The following is a 16,705-nucleotide window of genomic DNA, read 5'->3' as shown; positions in this document are numbered from 1 at the left end:
GAATTAGTATGTTACAAGGGAAAAAGGTTGTTATTACGAGTGGAGGCACGCTTGAAAAGTGGGATCGTGTGCGCGGCCATACGAATTTATCGAAAGGAATAATGGGCTGTTATTTAGCTGAGGCGGCACTGGATGAAGGCGCAGAGGTTATTTACATGCACGGTTACTTTGCGAAATTGCCCACTCATCAAAAACAAATGCGTACGATGAGTTTTGAAGGAATAGAAGATTTAGGCGAACAATTACATAATTTATTGCAGCAAGAAAAAATCGATATAGTTATTATGGCAGCTGCTGGTTCGGATTGGGTAATTGATAAAGTGTATAATCAGTCAGGTATTGAAATGACAGAGCAAGGAAAAATGCCATCCGATGAACCGCCCATTATTCACTTTAAAAAAGCACCGAAAATTTTACCAAAGATAAAAAAGTGGGCACCAAGTGTAATACTAGTAGGCTTTAAATTAGAAGCAACGACAGATGTGGAATTTTTAATTGAACGCGCAAAGCTTCGTATGGAGTCATCACACGCGCAACTAATGGTAGCGAATAGCTCACAATCACTATACGGTAGTGGAGAACCACATTTTATTGTTAGTGAACATGGTAGTGTTATGCAAGTAGACGGGAAAGAGGAAACGGCGAAAAAGTTAATACAATATTTATCAAATGAATTGATGATTTGATTGTATATAATCTGAAAATTGAGTTTATGTTATAATGTTATTAAGGTTTACAGTTTCTTTGGAGGGATTTATATGTCGATTCAAAGCGTGAAAGAACATTTGAAACAATTTAATTATGAGAAACATATTTTAGAATTTCAGGAAAGCAGTGCAACGGTTGAGCAGGCAGCTAATGTGCTTGGCGTTATTCCAGCTCGGATTGCCAAAACCTTGTCATTTAATGCCGCAAATGGTGGTGCGCTTTTAGTAGTTGCAGCTGGGGATGCTAAAATAGATAATGCTAAATTTAAAGTGACATTTGAAACAAAAGCAAAAATGTTAACAGCTGATGATGTCGTTACATATACTGGACACCAAATAGGCGGTGTATGCCCGTTCGGACTAACTGCGGATGTGCCAGTTTTTCTAGATATTTCTATGAAACGATTTACAACTGTCTTTCCGGCATGTGGTAGTGCTAATTCTGCAATTGAGCTAACTTGCGAGCAGTTGGAGCAATTTTCATTTGCACAAGGTTGGGTTGATGTATGTAAAGGGTGGGATTACACGTTACTTCAAGGAGGTGCAGACAATGTATGAGCTTGATCATATAGTCCATTTTGTAGATAATCCTGAGCAAGCTATTGAAGAAATGACGGCACAAGGTCTTCATGTAGTGAAGGGGGGGCATCATGAACAGTGGGGGACGTATAATGCACTAAGTTATTTTGGTTCCCAGTACATAGAATTTATCGGTATAGAAGATGAAAACAAATTCGAAAAAGCAGCGAAAATGCCTTATACATTACATGAGACGTACGAAAAATCTAATCGTATAAATGGCATAATCCGTTTAGCCATTCGAACGACGACGATTCAGCAAGATGCCGATATGTTTAGTGCAGCTGGCTTAGAAGTATACGGACCAGAGCACTTTTCACGTACACGTCCGGATGGTTCTGTCGTTAGCTGGCAATTGCTGCACATTGGACATAAAAGTCAAACAGTACCGTTCCCATTTTTCATCCAATGGGACAAGTCAAATGAAGAAAGAGAGCAAGAAAATAAAGAGCGCGGTATCACCGGTACACACTCAGTTGGCAATGTAAAATTAAAGGAAATTGTATATTTGATCGATCGTCTTGATTATCCGAAATATCTTCAATTATTGGAAGGTGTCAAGGCGGAGGAACATTATGATGAAGAAATAAATGCGAATATAGTTACGTTACATTTACATAATATTGATTTGAAATTCGTTTGTCCTTGCGGGGACGGTCCAGCATGGGATGCGATGTTAACAAGTGAAATGGGCATTAACTATATTACGTTTGCAGGCGCAGAGACGGAAAAAATTATTGAATATGAAAATGGACAATATGTTTTCGTGAAATAGTATTCATAAATTATGTTGATAGCCGATGTATATAAGAAACAGTTTTATCTTTTTAAGGAGACATCGACATGCTAACAAAACAGCAAGCAATACAAGCACTAAATAATAATAAATTTATCGGTTTTACTACGATTACAGGGAATGTATTAATAAAAAAGAGCAATAAAACGGATTACAATATTTATGTGTATGAAAGTGGAAATGAAACACCTGCACATTATATAGGTTCGATAACAAATGTGATGGCAACAATGGGCGATAAAGGCTCGAATAAAGATTTTATAATTGTAGAGAAATAATATAGGGTTGGGTCTCCAAATGGGATGCGTTGATTTCTATTCTGGGGTGGATGCTTTCCTGGGGGCACGGCTACAACTAAATTGTTTCGGATAGAACCGAAACAATTGAATTTTCATGGAGTCGCCGTCCTCCATTCCAATCAACTTTTCCCCTTCATTTGGACAAGCACTTGCCTTCTTCATACCGAAACATGAAGAACGATATACTCCTCCTGTTCGACCTGTCACGTATCAATACACCTTTTAATCCTCGAGTTTCAAGTTAAATTCGTAAAGCACATCACAACTTTATATCCCTTGTTTTTCGTCATCTCAAGTAAATTAAAAAAGAGTCATCTTGGTGCTTTTTTATGTGAAATTATGTGGATAACCCAAATATATTATAGAACATAAAAATACGTGTAGATAAAGTCAATTTTAACTTTGTCTACACGACTCTGAACACCAGCTGTAATTGGTGTTATAATTTATAATTTTAAAACGTTAGCTGCTTGAGGACCGCGGTTACCTTCAACAATCTCAAATGAAACGACTTGTCCCTCTTCTAAATTACGGAATCCTTCCTCCTGTATACCAGTGAAGTGGACGAACACATCCTCACCATTGTTGCACTCGATAAAACCATAGCCTTTCTCGCTATTAAACCATTTAACCTTTCCTTGGTGCATGAGCGTTCTCCTCCCATACTTGTAGATTAAATACACATTTAAACGAAAGATTGCGACAATTATGAATACTAATATACGGTATTATTAATTAATTGTCAATAAATTGGCGAATTCTGGTGACGTATTGTCGTGTTTTTCACTAGAAATTGCTTATAATAGAATTGAATACGAAAGAAAGCAGGGACCAACATGACAATAACGAAAATCTTATCTGATTTAGAAATCGCAAATCAAGCAGTTATGAAACCTATAACGGAAATAGCAGTAAAAGCAAATATCCCGGTAGATGCACTTGAACAATATGGCCGTTATAAAGCGAAAATCGATACAAACCTAATTACAGGAGCGCCTACAGGTAAAGTTGTATTAGTTACTGCGATTAGCCCAACGCCTGCTGGAGAGGGGAAATCGACTGTAACGGTTGGTTTAGCAGATGCATTAAACCAATTAAAAGAAAATGTTGTCGTTGCACTTCGTGAGCCCTCACTAGGTCCAGTAATGGGTGTAAAAGGTGGGGCAACAGGTGGAGGTTTTGCACAAGTATTACCGATGGAAGATATAAACCTGCATTTTACTGGAGATCTTCATGCTATCACAACGGCTAATAATGCACTTGCAGCGTTTATTGATAATCATATCCATCAAGGGAATTCGTTAAACATCGATTCACGCCGTATTATTTGGAAACGTGTTTTAGATATAAATGACCGAGCATTACGCAAAGTCGTTATTGGTTTAGGCGGTCCAGTTCAAGGAGTACCACGTGAAGATGGTTTTGATATTACAGTGGCTTCTGAAATTATGGCTGTATTTTGTTTGGCGACTAGCATTGAAGATTTACGTGAGCGTTTAGCAAACATCCTGATAGGCTATACAATTGATCGTAAGCCTGTATTTGTTCGTGATCTTCAAGTAGAAGGTGCCTTAACATTATTATTAAAAGATGCATTCAAACCAAATTTAGTACAAACGCTTGAAGGAACACCTGCCATTATTCATGGTGGACCATTTGCCAATATCGCACATGGCTGTAATTCAATCATGGCGACACAAACAGCACGTAAATTAGCGGATATCGTCGTAACAGAAGCGGGCTTTGGATCGGACTTAGGTGCTGAAAAGTTCATGAATATTAAAGCTCGCCAAGGCGGATTTAGCCCTGATGCAGTTGTCATTGTAGCTACAATACGTGCTTTGAAAATGCACGGTGGTGTAGCTAAACAAGAACTTTCTACAGAAAATGTTGGAGCGTTGAAATTAGGTATCGAAAACTTAGCGAAGCATGTAGATACAATTAAAACATTCGGCGTAGAGCCGGTAGTCGCTTTAAATCGATTTATTACTGATACAGAGGCAGAACTAGCAGTCATATTAAACTATGCAAAAGACAACGGTATTCGTATTGCTCGTACAAATGTATGGGAAGAGGGTGGAAAGGGTGGACTTGAATTAGCGAAGCAAGTACAGGAAGTGCTAGCTACACCACAAAATTTCCATCAGCTGTATGATTTAAATGAAACAATTGAACAAAAAGTTACGACAATCGTGCAAAAAGTATACGGTGGTGCAGGTGTTCAATTTACAGACAGTGCAAAAAAACAAATTGCTCAAATCGAAAAGTTCGGCTGGGACGACCTACCGATTTGTATGGCAAAAACACAAAATTCATTATCTGATGAGCCAAGTTTATTAGGCCGTCCAGAAGGATTTACAGTTACAGTACGTGAAGTAATACCAAAGCTTGGCGCAGGTTTCCTTGTGTGCTTAACAGGAGATATTATGACAATGCCTGGTTTACCGAAAGAACCCGCAGCACTTCGAATGGACGTTGCGTCTGATGGAAGCGCATTAGGGTTGTTTTAATTATGTAAAAGCAAAAGTCATCTCAAATTATTTTGAGGTGGCTTTATTTTTGTTAGAGAAAGATTGGTGGGTATATACAGGAAGTTATATATTTGCTTAGATTCTTGATAAGCGTCTAGTATTTTCGGATAAAGATTAAAAATATTTTTTACATAGATAGAAGTGACAACTGGCAAGAAATAAATTTAGAAGGATAGGGATACGACACTTTTCCAGTAGCCCATATAAAATGTTTGAAGTGGAAGGCGCGGCACTCCTGCAAAAGCAAATATTATTTGCGACGAGTAAACGCAGGACAGCGCGTGCGGAAAATCCATTTTTGCGGCGGTGTGCCGCAAAAATTAGTTGGAGCGGTGCCATGGGCGAAATTCTGATGCCCACGAGCGAAAGTCGAGGTGCCATGAGCGATTTATGGTGTCCCATGGGCGAAAATCAAGTTCCCACGGGCGAATCAGGACTTTCGACATATTACTTGATAAAAATCGGAGCATAAAAAAGCATATATTTCCAATATTTATATTATAACGCGCGAATAATATCTCTTAATACATAAAACTATTCCAATTTGTCTACAGTCTTAAGAGGCTGTGACAAAATAAAAAAACATCATTTTTCACAATGGAAAAAATGATGTTTTTAGCAATCAGAAAATTAATTTCCGTTCCAGGGACGCTTTCCAGTGGCACGGCTCAAGCCTGTATTCTCAGTATTCTCACGCTTTCGCTGTTCTCCCAGGAGTCGTCCCTTCACTCCAATCAATTTAGAAGGTATCGAATTTTTAATATAGATAGAACGTACTTTTAATAAAAAATATACTTATGTCCCAGCCGCTTTTGCTATTATAATTTGAATTTATTTACTAATTGATTTAATTGCTCAGCTGTTGTAGCCAAATGTTCAGCGCTACCTGACACTGTTTCCATCGATCCAGCAGCCTCTTCAACCGTAGCAGCTGTCTCTTGGGCACTGGCAGCTGATTGTTCAGAAATTGCAGCAATATTTTCAATGGAAGCATCAATTTCACTAGTACGTAAAGCAATTTGTTGTAGGTTTTGAGTAACACGTGAAATATTATCTACCATATTGTCAATTGACTGAGATATGTTTGCATATGTTTTATTTGATTCAATAGCTTGATTTGATCCTTTTTCAACTTCTCTATAGCCTTCACGTAAAGAACCAGTTACTTCAGTCGTCTCACTTTGAATTGCATAAACGATTTTTGAAATATCCGCAACAGAAAGAGTTACTTGTTCAGCAAGCTTTCGAACTTCGTCTGCAACAACTGCGAATCCTTTTCCTTGTTCACCTGCACGAGCAGCTTCAATCGCAGCATTTAATGCAAGTAAATTAGTTTGATCTGCAATGTCAGTTATAACTGTAACTAGTTTTGAAATTTCTTGTGTTTGAACGTTTAAATGTTCCACTTTATCGACAGATGATTTTACAATTTGATCTATTTTGTTCATTTGATCTTCTGTTGCTTCCATTAATGAACGACCTTCGTCTGTCATCGTGCGCACTTTTTCAGAAAACTGTTCAACCTGCCCGCTATTGTTACTAGCATCTTCTACGTTATTAGTAAATTCAATCATTGCTTCACGCAGTATAGTGGCAGAAGTCGCTTGTGATTCAGTACCTTCAGCGATTTGTTGAACGGTAATCGCCGTTTGATTTGTACCGATAGTTACTTCCTCAGCAGATTGCTTTAAATTATTACTATGGCTTGCTACTTCATTTGCTCCAACTTGTATATTAAATAATATTTTTTGAAGCATTTCTGTCATCGCGTTTGTTGCTTCTGTTAATTTTCCAAGCTCGTCTTTAGATGACACTGTTAATTGAGGGTGGTTTAATTCACCTTGTGTAATACTTTCCATACGACGCATAAGTGTAGTAACAGGTTTTACAACCATTGATGTTATAGTTAATACAGCAATAATAAATGTGACAGTGATTAGACAAGATAAAATTAATAAGACGATTTTTGATTTATTCATAGAGTCAATATTTTTAGATCCGATAGAATTCAACTCTTGAATTTTCAGCTGTACCTGTACTTGGAAATCTTCTAATATAGCTTGTGCAATTTTGTCCATTTCTTGCAAGTTAGCTTTTGCCTGCTCAATATTACCTCGATCATAAACGGCAAACACTTGATTTTCGATTGAAGAACGCCATTCATCTGTTTCCGCAAATAAATTCTCTAAATCATTACTCTCTTCTTTTGCTAAAATAATTTCTTTTAATGGTTCTGATTCATTAAAGCCGAGGTTGAAAATATCTTTATGTTTTGTCTCTCCTGTTAAAACATAGCCACGCACTGATGCAAGACTTGTTGTCATCAATTGTGCGATGGATTGCTCAGCCGTTAATAGTTGAACTTCATTATTAATTATTTCCTTAGTTGAATTCGTTAATCCCTCATTATTAAAGTATGTATACACGGAATAAGCCCATATCGCTAGTAACATTAACGCCATAGTTAAAAAGATTTTAGTGCGGATTGATTTTATGTTTCTTAGTAAGTTGAATTTCCCCATTGTTCCTATTCTCCTTTGGTTGTTCACATGATAGTAGTACGATATACTGATAAAAGCACTTTTCAGAAAAGTGTTTTCCTAATATATGATAGTATATACTTTTATTACAATAATAAATAGTAGTTTAGTTATTTCTGGAAACAGAATATGTTATAGAGGTGGGTAATAATGGATAAAATAGAACTATGTAAATTATTGGTGAGTGAAATTTATGAAAAAATGGATGCGAGTCATGATTTTCAACATATAGAACGTGTTTTAATGAATGCTGAAACAATTTTACAAACAGAGCCAACTGCTGACGCAAATATCGTTCGTCTTGCGGTTTATTTGCATGATGTTAGTGATGCTAAATATGCAGACGATAAATCTGCACAAAACATTATATTAGATCAACTGAAATTAAGTGAAGAAGAACGTCAACATATTGAAGATATAATCGAATCTGTTTCATTTAATGGAGGCAACTATCTTGAGGCAAAGACAATTGAAGCAAAAATTGTACGTGACGCCGACCGTTTAGATGCGATAGGTGCAATCGGAATTGCCCGCACTTTTGCGTACGGTGGTGCAAATGGTAGAAAGCTATATGATGAAGCAGAGGAAGCTCGGTTCAATATGTCAGAGGCTGAATACCGTACGAAATCGACGTCATCGGTTACTCATTTTTATGAAAAGTTACTATTATTAAAGGATTTAATGGTAACAGAAAAAGGCAAGCAAATGGCTGAAGAACGCCACATGTTTATGGTATCCTTTATACAACAGCTAAAAAATGAAAGAGACGGGATTGTATGAGTCATTTAATTGTTTCAAATTTAACAAAAACAGTAGGCGATAAAACGCTATTTGAAAATATCGAGTTTACCATTTATGAAGGAGAACGCGCCGGTTTAATTGGAATTAACGGTACTGGTAAATCGACATTATTATCAATTTTAGCAGGTGTGCAAGATGCCGATCATATAGAACTTGATCATCCGAATAAATACCGCATTGCTTATTTAGAGCAAGATCCAAAGTTCTCACAGGGAGAAACAGTGTTACAAGCAGTGTTTGCGGGGGATTCTCCAGCGTTAAAACTAAATCGTCAGTATGAGGAAATGGTTGCAGCACTTGCACAAAATCCAACGAGTGAAGAGCTTCAAAATAAATTATTCCGCTTGCAACAGCAAATGGATACGGAGCAAGCATGGGATATCAATGCGCTAGCAAAACAAACTTTAACTAAACTAGGTATAGATATGTTTGACCGTGTCGTAACTGAGTTGTCGGGTGGACAACAAAAACGTGTTGCGCTAGCAAAAGTATTAATCGAACCAGCTGACTTGTATTTATTGGACGAACCAACGAACCATTTAGATGTAGAATCCACAGAGTGGTTACAGGAAATGGTAATGCGTCTGAAAGGTGCCGTTATTTTCATTACCCATGATCGTTACTTTTTAGATGAAATGGCGACGCATATTTATGAGCTAGCAGATCAAACTTTATACCGTCATGCTGGTAACTATGCAGACTATCTGGAAGCGCGAGCAATTCGTGAGGAAATGAATGCGGCAACACAGTCGAAATTACGCAATCGTTATCGTTCAGAGTTAAAATGGATTCGCCGTGGAGCAAAGGCACGTACGACAAAGCAAAAAGCAAGAATTCAACGATTTGAAGAGCTAGATACACAAATAGATCGTTCAAATGATGATGCTAATTTAGAGCTAGCACTACAAACGACACGCTTAGGTAAAAAAGTGCTGCAGGCTGAAAATATATCGAAAGCATTTGATGAACGTGTTATTTTAAAAGATTTCAACTTTTTACTGCAACAAGGGGACCGAATCGGCATTATTGGCGCAAATGGCTACGGAAAATCAACACTATTAAATATTTTAGCTGGTGAGTTAGAGCCAGACGATGGTGAAGTGCTAGTAGGTTCTACAGTAAAACGTTTACACTTTAAACAAACGTTACCGAAAATGAATGAAAACGAGCGGATGATTGAATACATTCGTGAAGCGTCAAACGATATAACCGATGCAGAAGGGGTGCGATATAGTGCCGCGCAAATGTTAGAGCGCTTTTTGTTCCCGCTACATACGCACGGAACACCAATTAGTAAGTTGTCGGGTGGTGAGCGCAAACGTTTGCATTTATTGCGTTTACTAATGGAACAGCCGAATGTATTATTACTAGACGAGCCGACAAATGATTTAGATATTGAAACACTCGGTGTATTGGAAGACTTTATTGAGCAATTCCCTGGTGTTGTCATAACAATTTCCCATGACCGTTTCTTCTTAGATCGTATTGCAAAGAAATTATGGATTTTAGATGGTCAAGGAAATGTAGAGGAAAGTTTGGATGTGTATACGGATTACTTAGCAAAACGTGCTGAGCTGCAACAAGTGAATGTAAAAGAAATGAAGCAAGATAAACCGAAACAGGAAAAACTAAAGCAAGAGAAGAAAAAGCTTTCCTTTAAAGAGCAAAAAGAATGGGAAACGATTGCTGACGATATAGTAAGAGTGGAAGACCAAATTATGCAAACTGAAGAAGGTATTGCAACAGCAGGGGCAGACTTCACTAAGTTACAGCAGCTGACGAATGAGCTTGATGAATTAAATGCGAAATATGAGCAGTTAATTGAACGCTGGAGTTATTTAGATGAAATCGTTAACGGATAGGAGATAGTTAATATGAAGATTATTACGATAGAGCCAACGCCAAGTCCGAACTCAATGAAAATAGTAATTGACCAAGAATTACCTTTTGGCAAAAGCTATAACTATACGAAAGATAATATTGGTGAAGCATCTGAAGCAATTCAGGCGATTTTTGCTGTAGAAGGTGTGAAAGGCATTTATCACGTAGCAGACTTTTTAGCTGTTGAGCGCAATGCAAAATTTGCTTGGGAAGGTATTCTTTCTAGCATTCGCCAAGCACTTGGGGAAAATGAAGAAAACCATGCTTCAGAACAGGCAGCAGTTGACCATTTCGGTGAAGTGTACGTGCATGTGCAAGTATATAAAGGTGTGCCACTGCAAGTTAAAGTGTTTAATGGAGATGGAGAGATTCGTCTTGCAACAGGCGATCGCTATAAGGACGCATTTGACCTTATTCAATCAAAAGCAGCTGATGAAAACTATATATTCCAACGTAAATGGGTAGATTACGGTGTTCGATATGGAGATAAGCAAGAGATTGCTGACAGTGTTTTGCAGGAAGTACATGCAACATATCCACAAGAACGAGTAGATGCTATTGTGGCAGCAGCGAACGAAAAATCAAATTATACACCTGTAGAACGAGAAAAAGTAACTATGGAAAACTTTGCTGTCGATGATTGGCAGCAACGTTTCCAATTGCTAGACCAAATGCCTGACCCTGAAGTTGATGATATTCCGTTACTGATGTATGCATTAGACGATGACCAAATGGCTATTCGCCGTTTAGCAACGGTTTATTTAGGGATGATTGAGGATGAGGCAGTTGTACCTGCTCTTGAAAAAGCGATTCAAGATAAAAGCGCGGCTGTGCGCCGTACCGCGGGGGACTGCATGAGTGATCTAGGATTTGTGGCATTTGAACGAGCGATGATTAAGGCATTAAGTGATAAAAATAAGCTTGTACGTTGGCGTGCTGCAATGTTTTTATATGAAACAGGCACAGAAGCATCCCTTGAAGCGCTAAGAGTAGCTGGAAATGATGTCGAGTTTGAAGTGAAGCTACAAGCGAAAATGGCACTTGCCCGTATTGAGCAAGGGGAAGAAGCAAAAGGCTCGGTTTGGAAGCAAATGACGGACGCTAAATTTTCGAATTAATTCGTTATGTTTATATAATAGCAACTCAAGTTGAGATAAATTGATTTTAGCCAGCTCCTTATATTTGGAATAAGTGTAGTATTATAGAGAATGTTGATCTGTTAAATAAAGTTTGAATAAAAAATCCTGTGTAAAGCAGGATTTTTTATTGTTCAACAACCATGTCCCAATTAAGGTAACTAACTTTTTGAACTCAAGGACTGTTTATTCGAAAAAATAGACAGTATATTCGATTAATTTAGTCGGTATAATTTCTAAAACAGAGGTTATAGTTTTGATGGTGAAGATCATGATGTATTTGAATATTATGGAAACTCGAAAATGGATGAAGCTAATAATGTGTTACAATGAGAGTAATGAAAGAGTTTGAGAGACAAAGATTTCAAGCAATTAATGAGGGTATTAGAATATCGAAAATATAGGTAATTCAACTTGAAGAATACAGCATTCCTTTGAAATAATTTTAAAATGTAGGATAAAAGGAGAGAAATCATCATTATGTTTGAAATCAGTGATGAAACATTACGATTAATTAAAAGGGCCAGTAGGGGAAAAAAACATTTAAAATTAACTGTTGGTTATTTAATAGACAATAATCCTGTAATAAAAATTTATAATGAACATGGTGAACTTGATTCATCAAATAAATATTATTATGAAATTGGGTCTATTACAAAGACTTTTACTGCTTCTTTGCTATCAAAATATGTATTTGAAAATAAGTTGTCAATAAATGATTCAATACAAAAATATATAGAAGAACTTAAGGAACACGAGTATTATCCTACATTGCTCCGTCTTGCTACGCACTCTTCTGGATATTCTCAAACACTGCCATTAAATAAAAGGGAATATTTGAACATAATGTTTGGCTTGATTTTTGGCAATGGTGATTTTAATAAGAATAATCCGTTAAATATGGATATTAACAAAATGGAGATGCTAATTGAAAAAAATAAATTAAAAGAAGTGGATTATTCATGGAAATATTCAAATTTCGGTATATCACTAATTGGGTATTGCTTAGGGATTGTATCAGGTAGAGGATATTGGGACACTATGAATGACTTTCTTTATAATGAACTTGGATTAAGAGATACTTATTTGGGTATATCAAATAATAATTTACAAGGTTTTAACAGAAAAAATATTGATTGCGGTAATTGGGAATGGAACAAAGAAAATCTAATATCAGCTGCGGGTGCAATCAGTTCAACTGCTGATGATTTACTTCAGTATGCAAAAATAAATATTCACGAAGATAAACCATATTTGTCTCTTTGTCATAAAAAACATGGAAATAGAACAAAGAAGTATGATATGGGTCTTGGATGGTTGCTTTTAAAAAATAATAATAATGTTATTTTGCATGGCGGTGGAACAGGTTGTTTTAGTTCATTTTTAGGGATTGATAAAGAAAAGAAAGTTGCCTCTGTAGTTTTGGCCAATTATAGATTAGGTCGAAATGATGATGAAAATATAGGGATTTCCTTATTAGAAAGTCTACAAAAATCAAATGATATATAAGAATTGCAAAAAAATGGTGAAAATTAATCTATCATGTTTCACTATAATCTAATAATATGAAATGAAGATATAAATGGCGCGGTTGTGGAGCAATATAAATAGAGGATTATCAGACTTTTCTATAAAAATGTATCAATTTAATATATTAAGAGTGTGTTTTGATCAATCTTCAAAACGCGCTTTTTTCTATGATCAATTACCAAGGCTTTAGTTCAAAGTGGGGTTTTCATTGTTAAGTCGGTTTTTTGCATTTCCCTAAAATGGCAAAATAATGTAAAATTGTAAATAGCGGAGGGGTGTATATATGATAGATCAAGCAAGTGGAAAACATCTATTTTTAGTGTTAGGTCTTAGTTTGTTATTTTTTTCGCCGATTCTCATATTAATCATACCTACAATGATTCCGATGACTTTATACTTTGAAAAATATACGTGGGTATACTATACACTTGGTGAGAGCTATTTGGTATTTGGGTTTGGATTAGCGACACTTATTGTTTGCTGTGCCATTTTATTTTTAGGAAAGCTAAAAAAATGGGCAGTTAGCGTCGGGATAATTCTTACCGTACTTGCATGTTTTTTATTTTACGGTAGTGCAGTGGGCTTTATTGCATTTGCAGATGAAGGCATTACATATCGTGGAATATTTGAAAATGAGAAAAAGTTTTTTGGGTGGGATGAAATTGGACATGTTAAAATAGAACAATTAGTTCGGGGTACACCTCCTGAAATTACATTTACGCTAAAAGATGGGGAAGTTTTATCGTTTACTGAAAATGGGCATGTGCGAGATATTCGTGGTAGTATGCGGGCGAAGTTTCAGAAATATAATATACCGATGGAACATACATATGCTGATTAAAACATCACTTTTGACAATCATTAGCTTTGTCTAAATTGCTCGGGTATGAACCTGTGTTCTATTCGCGTCTTCGCTAAGCTGCGCGATTTGTATGACAAGTGTTTTCAAGACAGTAAAGTGTTGCTGCTTTATTTTTTTATAAACAACGTAAGACCTCTTCTCTAATCATGAGGAAGAGGTCTTTTCATGTGCCACAACTTTTTGCGTAGGCATAAATACTATGTATAAAATGCTACCAAAAATAAGTGCAATACCTAACACTTGGAGTAAGCTTGGTTTAAAAGAGAGAATGAGTACATCGAGTAAAATAGCGACAACTGGATCAACAAACACGAGAACGGAAACAATGACTGTCGATAAATTGCGAATACTATCAAAAAATAAATAATATACAAAGCCAGTATGAATGATTCCCGTACCAAAAATAAATAACCAGTTCGAAGTTGTTAAACCTTGGAATACAGTAAAATCACAAAAAGGTAGTAGCATTACAATACCGACCGTTGTTTGTACAAATGTAAGCGCATAGGAGGATAATCCATTAATTGTTTTACTCGTAAACATAGTGAGCGCATAAAATAGTGCAGACAATAAAGCCCAAATAAAGCCCGAGTTAAAAAACTGATCAATTGATTGGAAATGTTCTATGCCCACTATTAAGATGCTGCCAAGAAAACATATAACCGTTGCAATAATGCCTTGGATAGTCATTTTTTCTGCGAGTAGAACGGCTCCTAGCATAAGGACGAAAATCGGTGCTAAATTATAAATGGAGATTGCGATCGAAATTGACATTTCCTCAAAAGCTTTAAATAAAAACACCCAATTTAAGACTATAAAAACTCCGCAAATCAATGTTTTACCAACTTCTTTTTTATCCCATTTTTCTGTTTTATGACCGCCAGTAATATACCACATAGTCCCTAAAAATAAAGTGGCGCAAATACAGCGTACAAAGACAAGCTCTACAGCGGGGATACCTGTATGAATAGTGAAAAAACCAATTGAGCCGAAAATGGCCATGGCAATTGTTAATTTAAGCATTGCACTTATGTTCATTAAAAAACACCTTTCTATAAAACACTTCGAATATACTATACCAAACGAAAGTATCATACCGCTATATTATTCAGAAAAATCCAACTATATTTATCTTTGTGAAAATGGTATAATATAGGATGTGGAGAGGGTGGGTAGATGCGAAGTGATGCAGGGTTTCGACATGTATTTTTAGTTCTTGGTTCATGTATGCTTATGTTTTCACCAGCTATCATATTTTTAATTCCTTCAATGATTCCTATGACATTCTACTTTAAAAAGTATACTTGGGTATACTATACTCCGATTGAGAGTTTTATAGTTTTTGGTGTTGGATTAGGAATACTTATTGTTTGCTGTGCAATTTTATTTTTTGGGAGATTAAAAAAATGGGCTGTGAGAACTAGTATTATTCTTGCTTTACTTGCAGGAATATTATTTTACGGAAGTGCAATGGGGTATATAGCAATTTCTGATGAGGGCTTTACATATCGGGGGATTTTTGAACAAAAGAAACAATTTTCAGGATGGAATGAAGTGGCACATGCTGAAATTGAAGAAGCAGCTCGCGGTACATCAGACAATGCTACATTTATATTTACCTTTAAGAATGGGGACGTTTTAACATTGAAAGAAACAGAGCATTTACGAAGAACTCGTGCAAAAATGCGTGCGCAGTTTAAGATCAATAAAATACCGGTTGACTATACAGAAGCGGAATAAAAAATCACCCAATTGTTGGGTGATTTTTCCTTTTAACTACGTGTTTGGCCAGTGCCATACACATAAAATTTTGTGGATGTTAATGCAGGCAAGCCCATTGGACCACGTGCATGTAGTTTTTGAGTCGAAATACCAATTTCTGCCCCATAGCCAAATTCAAATCCGTCTGTAAAACGAGTAGAAGCGTTATGATACACTGCAGCTGCATCTACTGTTGTTAGAAAAACATCTGCATTGTCCTTCGTTTCTGTGATGATTGCTTCTGAATGATGTGTTCCGAATTTATTAATATGACGAACAGCCTCATACACATTTTCCACTATTTTCACACTTAATGTTAACGATAAAAACTCTTCCGCGTAATGTTCTTCTGTAGCGAGCATTGCACTGCTAAGCACATTGCATACAGCTTCGTCACCGTAAATTGTAATACCGACATCAGACAAATAGTTAAGTAACTCTTTCCCATAAGTTTTGAAAAAATTTTCGTGTATAAGAACGCTCTCTGCAGCATTGCAAACAGAAGGGCGCTGCGTTTTAGCGTTCACAATAATGTTTTTGGCCAATTCTAATTGAGCAGAATCATCGATATAAATATGGCAATTACCAGCGCCGGTTTCAAGGACAGGCACACTTGCTTCACGTACAACTAAGTCGATTAAACTTTTACTACCGCGCGGGATGAGTACATCTAAATATTCATTTAAGTTAAATAATGTTTTTGCTGTCTCCCTGCTTGTATCTTCAATTAATAATACTGCATCTTCTGGTAAATTCGCTTTCTTTAATGCGGTATGGATTGAAGCGACTAACGCAATATTGGAAAATTTAGCAGATGAACTACCGCGCAATAGTACAGCATTTCCAGTCTTCAATGATAATGTAGCTGCATCAACTGTAACATTTGGACGCGCTTCATAAATCATGCCAATCACACCAAGTGGTACACGCTTCTTCAAAATTTGTAAGCCATTTTCTTTCTTAATGTCCTCTAACACTTCGCCAATTGGATCAGGTAGTTCTACTAGTAAGCGAATGGCATCACTCATAGCTTGGATACGTTCTTTATTTAGCATAATGCGGTCAAGCGTTGATTCAGTTAAACCGTTTACAGTACCTTGTTGTAAATCCTTTTTATTTTCATTAATTATCTTCTCTGCGTCGTGTAGTAATTGATCCGCGATACAAAGAAGAGCATGATTTTTTTCTGCTGTCGTTTTAATATTCATTTCATAGCTTGCCGATTTTGCACGTTTCCCTTTTTGTACTACTTCATTTTCCACATTTGTATTCACTTTAATTC

The 16,705-nt window shown here is 36.5% G+C and carries 16 protein-coding genes; 12 read left to right on the top strand and 4 right to left on the bottom strand.

Features of this window, described 5'->3' with window-relative positions; all coding sequences use genetic code 11:
• Nucleotides 1-2: 2 nt before the first annotated feature.
• From AAFN87_RS05280 to AAFN87_RS05265, 4 genes are all read left to right on the top strand, one after another.
• Nucleotides 3-686, top strand: a complete 684-nt coding sequence (locus AAFN87_RS05280) for a phosphopantothenoylcysteine decarboxylase domain-containing protein (RefSeq protein ID WP_347790819.1) — start codon at nucleotides 3-5, stop codon at nucleotides 684-686.
• Nucleotides 687-758: 72 nt separating this feature from the next.
• Entirely contained in the window at nucleotides 759-1,265 is a 507-nt protein-coding gene (locus tag AAFN87_RS05275; RefSeq protein WP_347790006.1) for a YbaK/EbsC family protein, read from the top strand.
• Nucleotides 1,258-2,061, top strand: a complete 804-nt coding sequence (locus AAFN87_RS05270; protein WP_347790005.1) for a VOC family protein — start codon at nucleotides 1,258-1,260, stop codon at nucleotides 2,059-2,061. The genes AAFN87_RS05275 and AAFN87_RS05270 overlap by 8 nt, the downstream gene beginning before the upstream one ends.
• Nucleotides 2,062-2,129: 68 nt before the next feature.
• The gene (locus AAFN87_RS05265) at nucleotides 2,130-2,360 is read left to right on the top strand and encodes a hypothetical protein (protein WP_347790004.1); all 231 of its coding nucleotides are present in this window, start codon (nucleotides 2,130-2,132) and stop codon (nucleotides 2,358-2,360) included.
• A gap of 467 nt (nucleotides 2,361-2,827) precedes the next feature.
• On the opposite strand, the gene AAFN87_RS05260 is transcribed toward AAFN87_RS05265, so the two are convergent.
• Nucleotides 2,828-3,028, bottom strand: coding sequence for a cold-shock protein (locus tag AAFN87_RS05260; protein WP_347790003.1), 201 nt, complete (start codon nucleotides 3,026-3,028; stop codon nucleotides 2,828-2,830).
• Between the two features lie 189 nt (nucleotides 3,029-3,217).
• Here AAFN87_RS05260 and AAFN87_RS05255 point away from each other — a divergent pair, with 189 nt between their 5' ends.
• Nucleotides 3,218-4,891: a formate--tetrahydrofolate ligase gene (locus AAFN87_RS05255; protein WP_347790002.1), complete on the top strand. Its 1,674-nt coding sequence runs from the start codon at nucleotides 3,218-3,220 to the stop codon at nucleotides 4,889-4,891.
• Between the two features lie 229 nt (nucleotides 4,892-5,120).
• Nucleotides 5,121-5,384 (top strand): hypothetical protein, encoded by a 264-nt coding sequence (locus AAFN87_RS05250; protein WP_347790001.1) that lies wholly within the window; start codon nucleotides 5,121-5,123, stop codon nucleotides 5,382-5,384.
• A 346-nt stretch (nucleotides 5,385-5,730) separates the two neighbouring features.
• Here AAFN87_RS05250 and AAFN87_RS05245 read toward each other — a convergent pair whose 3' ends face one another.
• The gene (locus AAFN87_RS05245; RefSeq protein WP_347790000.1) at nucleotides 5,731-7,434 is read right to left on the bottom strand and encodes a methyl-accepting chemotaxis protein; all 1,704 of its coding nucleotides are present in this window, start codon (nucleotides 7,432-7,434) and stop codon (nucleotides 5,731-5,733) included.
• A 168-nt stretch (nucleotides 7,435-7,602) separates the two neighbouring features.
• Between AAFN87_RS05245 and AAFN87_RS05240 the strand changes: the two genes are divergently transcribed.
• The 5 genes from AAFN87_RS05240 to AAFN87_RS05220 all read left to right on the top strand — a co-directional run bounded on the left by AAFN87_RS05240 (nucleotide 7,603) and on the right by AAFN87_RS05220 (nucleotide 13,641).
• Nucleotides 7,603-8,232: an HD domain-containing protein gene (locus tag AAFN87_RS05240; RefSeq protein WP_347789999.1), complete on the top strand. Its 630-nt coding sequence runs from the start codon at nucleotides 7,603-7,605 to the stop codon at nucleotides 8,230-8,232.
• Nucleotides 8,229-10,115, top strand: coding sequence for an ABC-F family ATP-binding cassette domain-containing protein (locus tag AAFN87_RS05235; RefSeq protein ID WP_347789998.1), 1,887 nt, complete (start codon nucleotides 8,229-8,231; stop codon nucleotides 10,113-10,115). The genes AAFN87_RS05240 and AAFN87_RS05235 overlap by 4 nt, the downstream gene beginning before the upstream one ends.
• 12 nt (nucleotides 10,116-10,127) lie before the next feature.
• Nucleotides 10,128-11,252 (top strand): conserved virulence factor C family protein, encoded by a 1,125-nt coding sequence (locus AAFN87_RS05230; protein WP_347789997.1) that lies wholly within the window; start codon nucleotides 10,128-10,130, stop codon nucleotides 11,250-11,252.
• Between the two features lie 498 nt (nucleotides 11,253-11,750).
• Entirely contained in the window at nucleotides 11,751-12,779 is a 1,029-nt protein-coding gene (locus AAFN87_RS05225; protein WP_347789996.1) for a serine hydrolase domain-containing protein, read from the top strand.
• 304 nt (nucleotides 12,780-13,083) lie between these two features.
• On the top strand, nucleotides 13,084-13,641 hold the full coding sequence (locus AAFN87_RS05220) for a hypothetical protein (RefSeq protein ID WP_347789995.1): 558 nt from the start codon (nucleotides 13,084-13,086) through the stop codon (nucleotides 13,639-13,641).
• Nucleotides 13,642-13,806: 165 nt separating this feature from the next.
• Here the strand turns inward: AAFN87_RS05220 and AAFN87_RS05215 are convergent, their stop codons facing one another.
• Nucleotides 13,807-14,700 (bottom strand): DMT family transporter, encoded by an 894-nt coding sequence (locus AAFN87_RS05215; protein WP_347789994.1) that lies wholly within the window; start codon nucleotides 14,698-14,700, stop codon nucleotides 13,807-13,809.
• A 138-nt stretch (nucleotides 14,701-14,838) separates the two neighbouring features.
• Between AAFN87_RS05215 and AAFN87_RS05210 the strand changes: the two genes are divergently transcribed.
• Nucleotides 14,839-15,402, top strand: coding sequence for a hypothetical protein (locus AAFN87_RS05210; protein ID WP_347789993.1), 564 nt, complete (start codon nucleotides 14,839-14,841; stop codon nucleotides 15,400-15,402).
• 32 nt (nucleotides 15,403-15,434) lie between these two features.
• Here the strand turns inward: AAFN87_RS05210 and AAFN87_RS05205 are convergent, their stop codons facing one another.
• Entirely contained in the window at nucleotides 15,435-16,685 is a 1,251-nt protein-coding gene (locus AAFN87_RS05205) for a glutamate-5-semialdehyde dehydrogenase (protein WP_347790818.1), read from the bottom strand.
• Nucleotides 16,686-16,705: the final 20 nt, after the last annotated feature.

Origin of the sequence: Solibacillus sp. CAU 1738, assembly GCF_039888725.1 — a bacterium.
Taxonomy (GTDB): domain Bacteria; phylum Bacillota; class Bacilli; order Bacillales_A; family Planococcaceae; genus Metasolibacillus.
The sequence above is the reverse complement of the archived record's forward strand: the minus strand, read 5'-3'. Positions and strand labels throughout refer to the sequence as shown.

Excerpts from the sequence above, each read along its gene's own strand:
- AAFN87_RS05275 (WP_347790006.1), top strand. The coding sequence starts at position 759 with ATGTCGATTCAAAGCGTGAAAGAACATTTGAAACAATTTAATTATGAG.
- AAFN87_RS05270 (WP_347790005.1), top strand. The coding sequence starts at position 1,258 with ATGTATGAGCTTGATCATATAGTCCATTTTGTAGATAATCCTGAGCAA.
- AAFN87_RS05265 (WP_347790004.1), top strand. The coding sequence starts at position 2,130 with ATGCTAACAAAACAGCAAGCAATACAAGCACTAAATAATAATAAATTT.
- AAFN87_RS05260 (WP_347790003.1), bottom strand. The coding sequence starts at position 3,028 with ATGCACCAAGGAAAGGTTAAATGGTTTAATAGCGAGAAAGGCTATGGT.
- AAFN87_RS05255 (WP_347790002.1), top strand. The coding sequence starts at position 3,218 with ATGACAATAACGAAAATCTTATCTGATTTAGAAATCGCAAATCAAGCA.
- AAFN87_RS05250 (WP_347790001.1), top strand. The coding sequence starts at position 5,121 with ATGTTTGAAGTGGAAGGCGCGGCACTCCTGCAAAAGCAAATATTATTT.
- AAFN87_RS05245 (WP_347790000.1), bottom strand. The coding sequence starts at position 7,434 with ATGGGGAAATTCAACTTACTAAGAAACATAAAATCAATCCGCACTAAA.
- AAFN87_RS05240 (WP_347789999.1), top strand. The coding sequence starts at position 7,603 with ATGGATAAAATAGAACTATGTAAATTATTGGTGAGTGAAATTTATGAA.
- AAFN87_RS05235 (WP_347789998.1), top strand. The coding sequence starts at position 8,229 with ATGAGTCATTTAATTGTTTCAAATTTAACAAAAACAGTAGGCGATAAA.
- AAFN87_RS05230 (WP_347789997.1), top strand. The coding sequence starts at position 10,128 with ATGAAGATTATTACGATAGAGCCAACGCCAAGTCCGAACTCAATGAAA.
- AAFN87_RS05225 (WP_347789996.1), top strand. The coding sequence starts at position 11,751 with ATGTTTGAAATCAGTGATGAAACATTACGATTAATTAAAAGGGCCAGT.
- AAFN87_RS05220 (WP_347789995.1), top strand. The coding sequence starts at position 13,084 with ATGATAGATCAAGCAAGTGGAAAACATCTATTTTTAGTGTTAGGTCTT.
- AAFN87_RS05215 (WP_347789994.1), bottom strand. The coding sequence starts at position 14,700 with ATGAACATAAGTGCAATGCTTAAATTAACAATTGCCATGGCCATTTTC.
- AAFN87_RS05210 (WP_347789993.1), top strand. The coding sequence starts at position 14,839 with ATGCGAAGTGATGCAGGGTTTCGACATGTATTTTTAGTTCTTGGTTCA.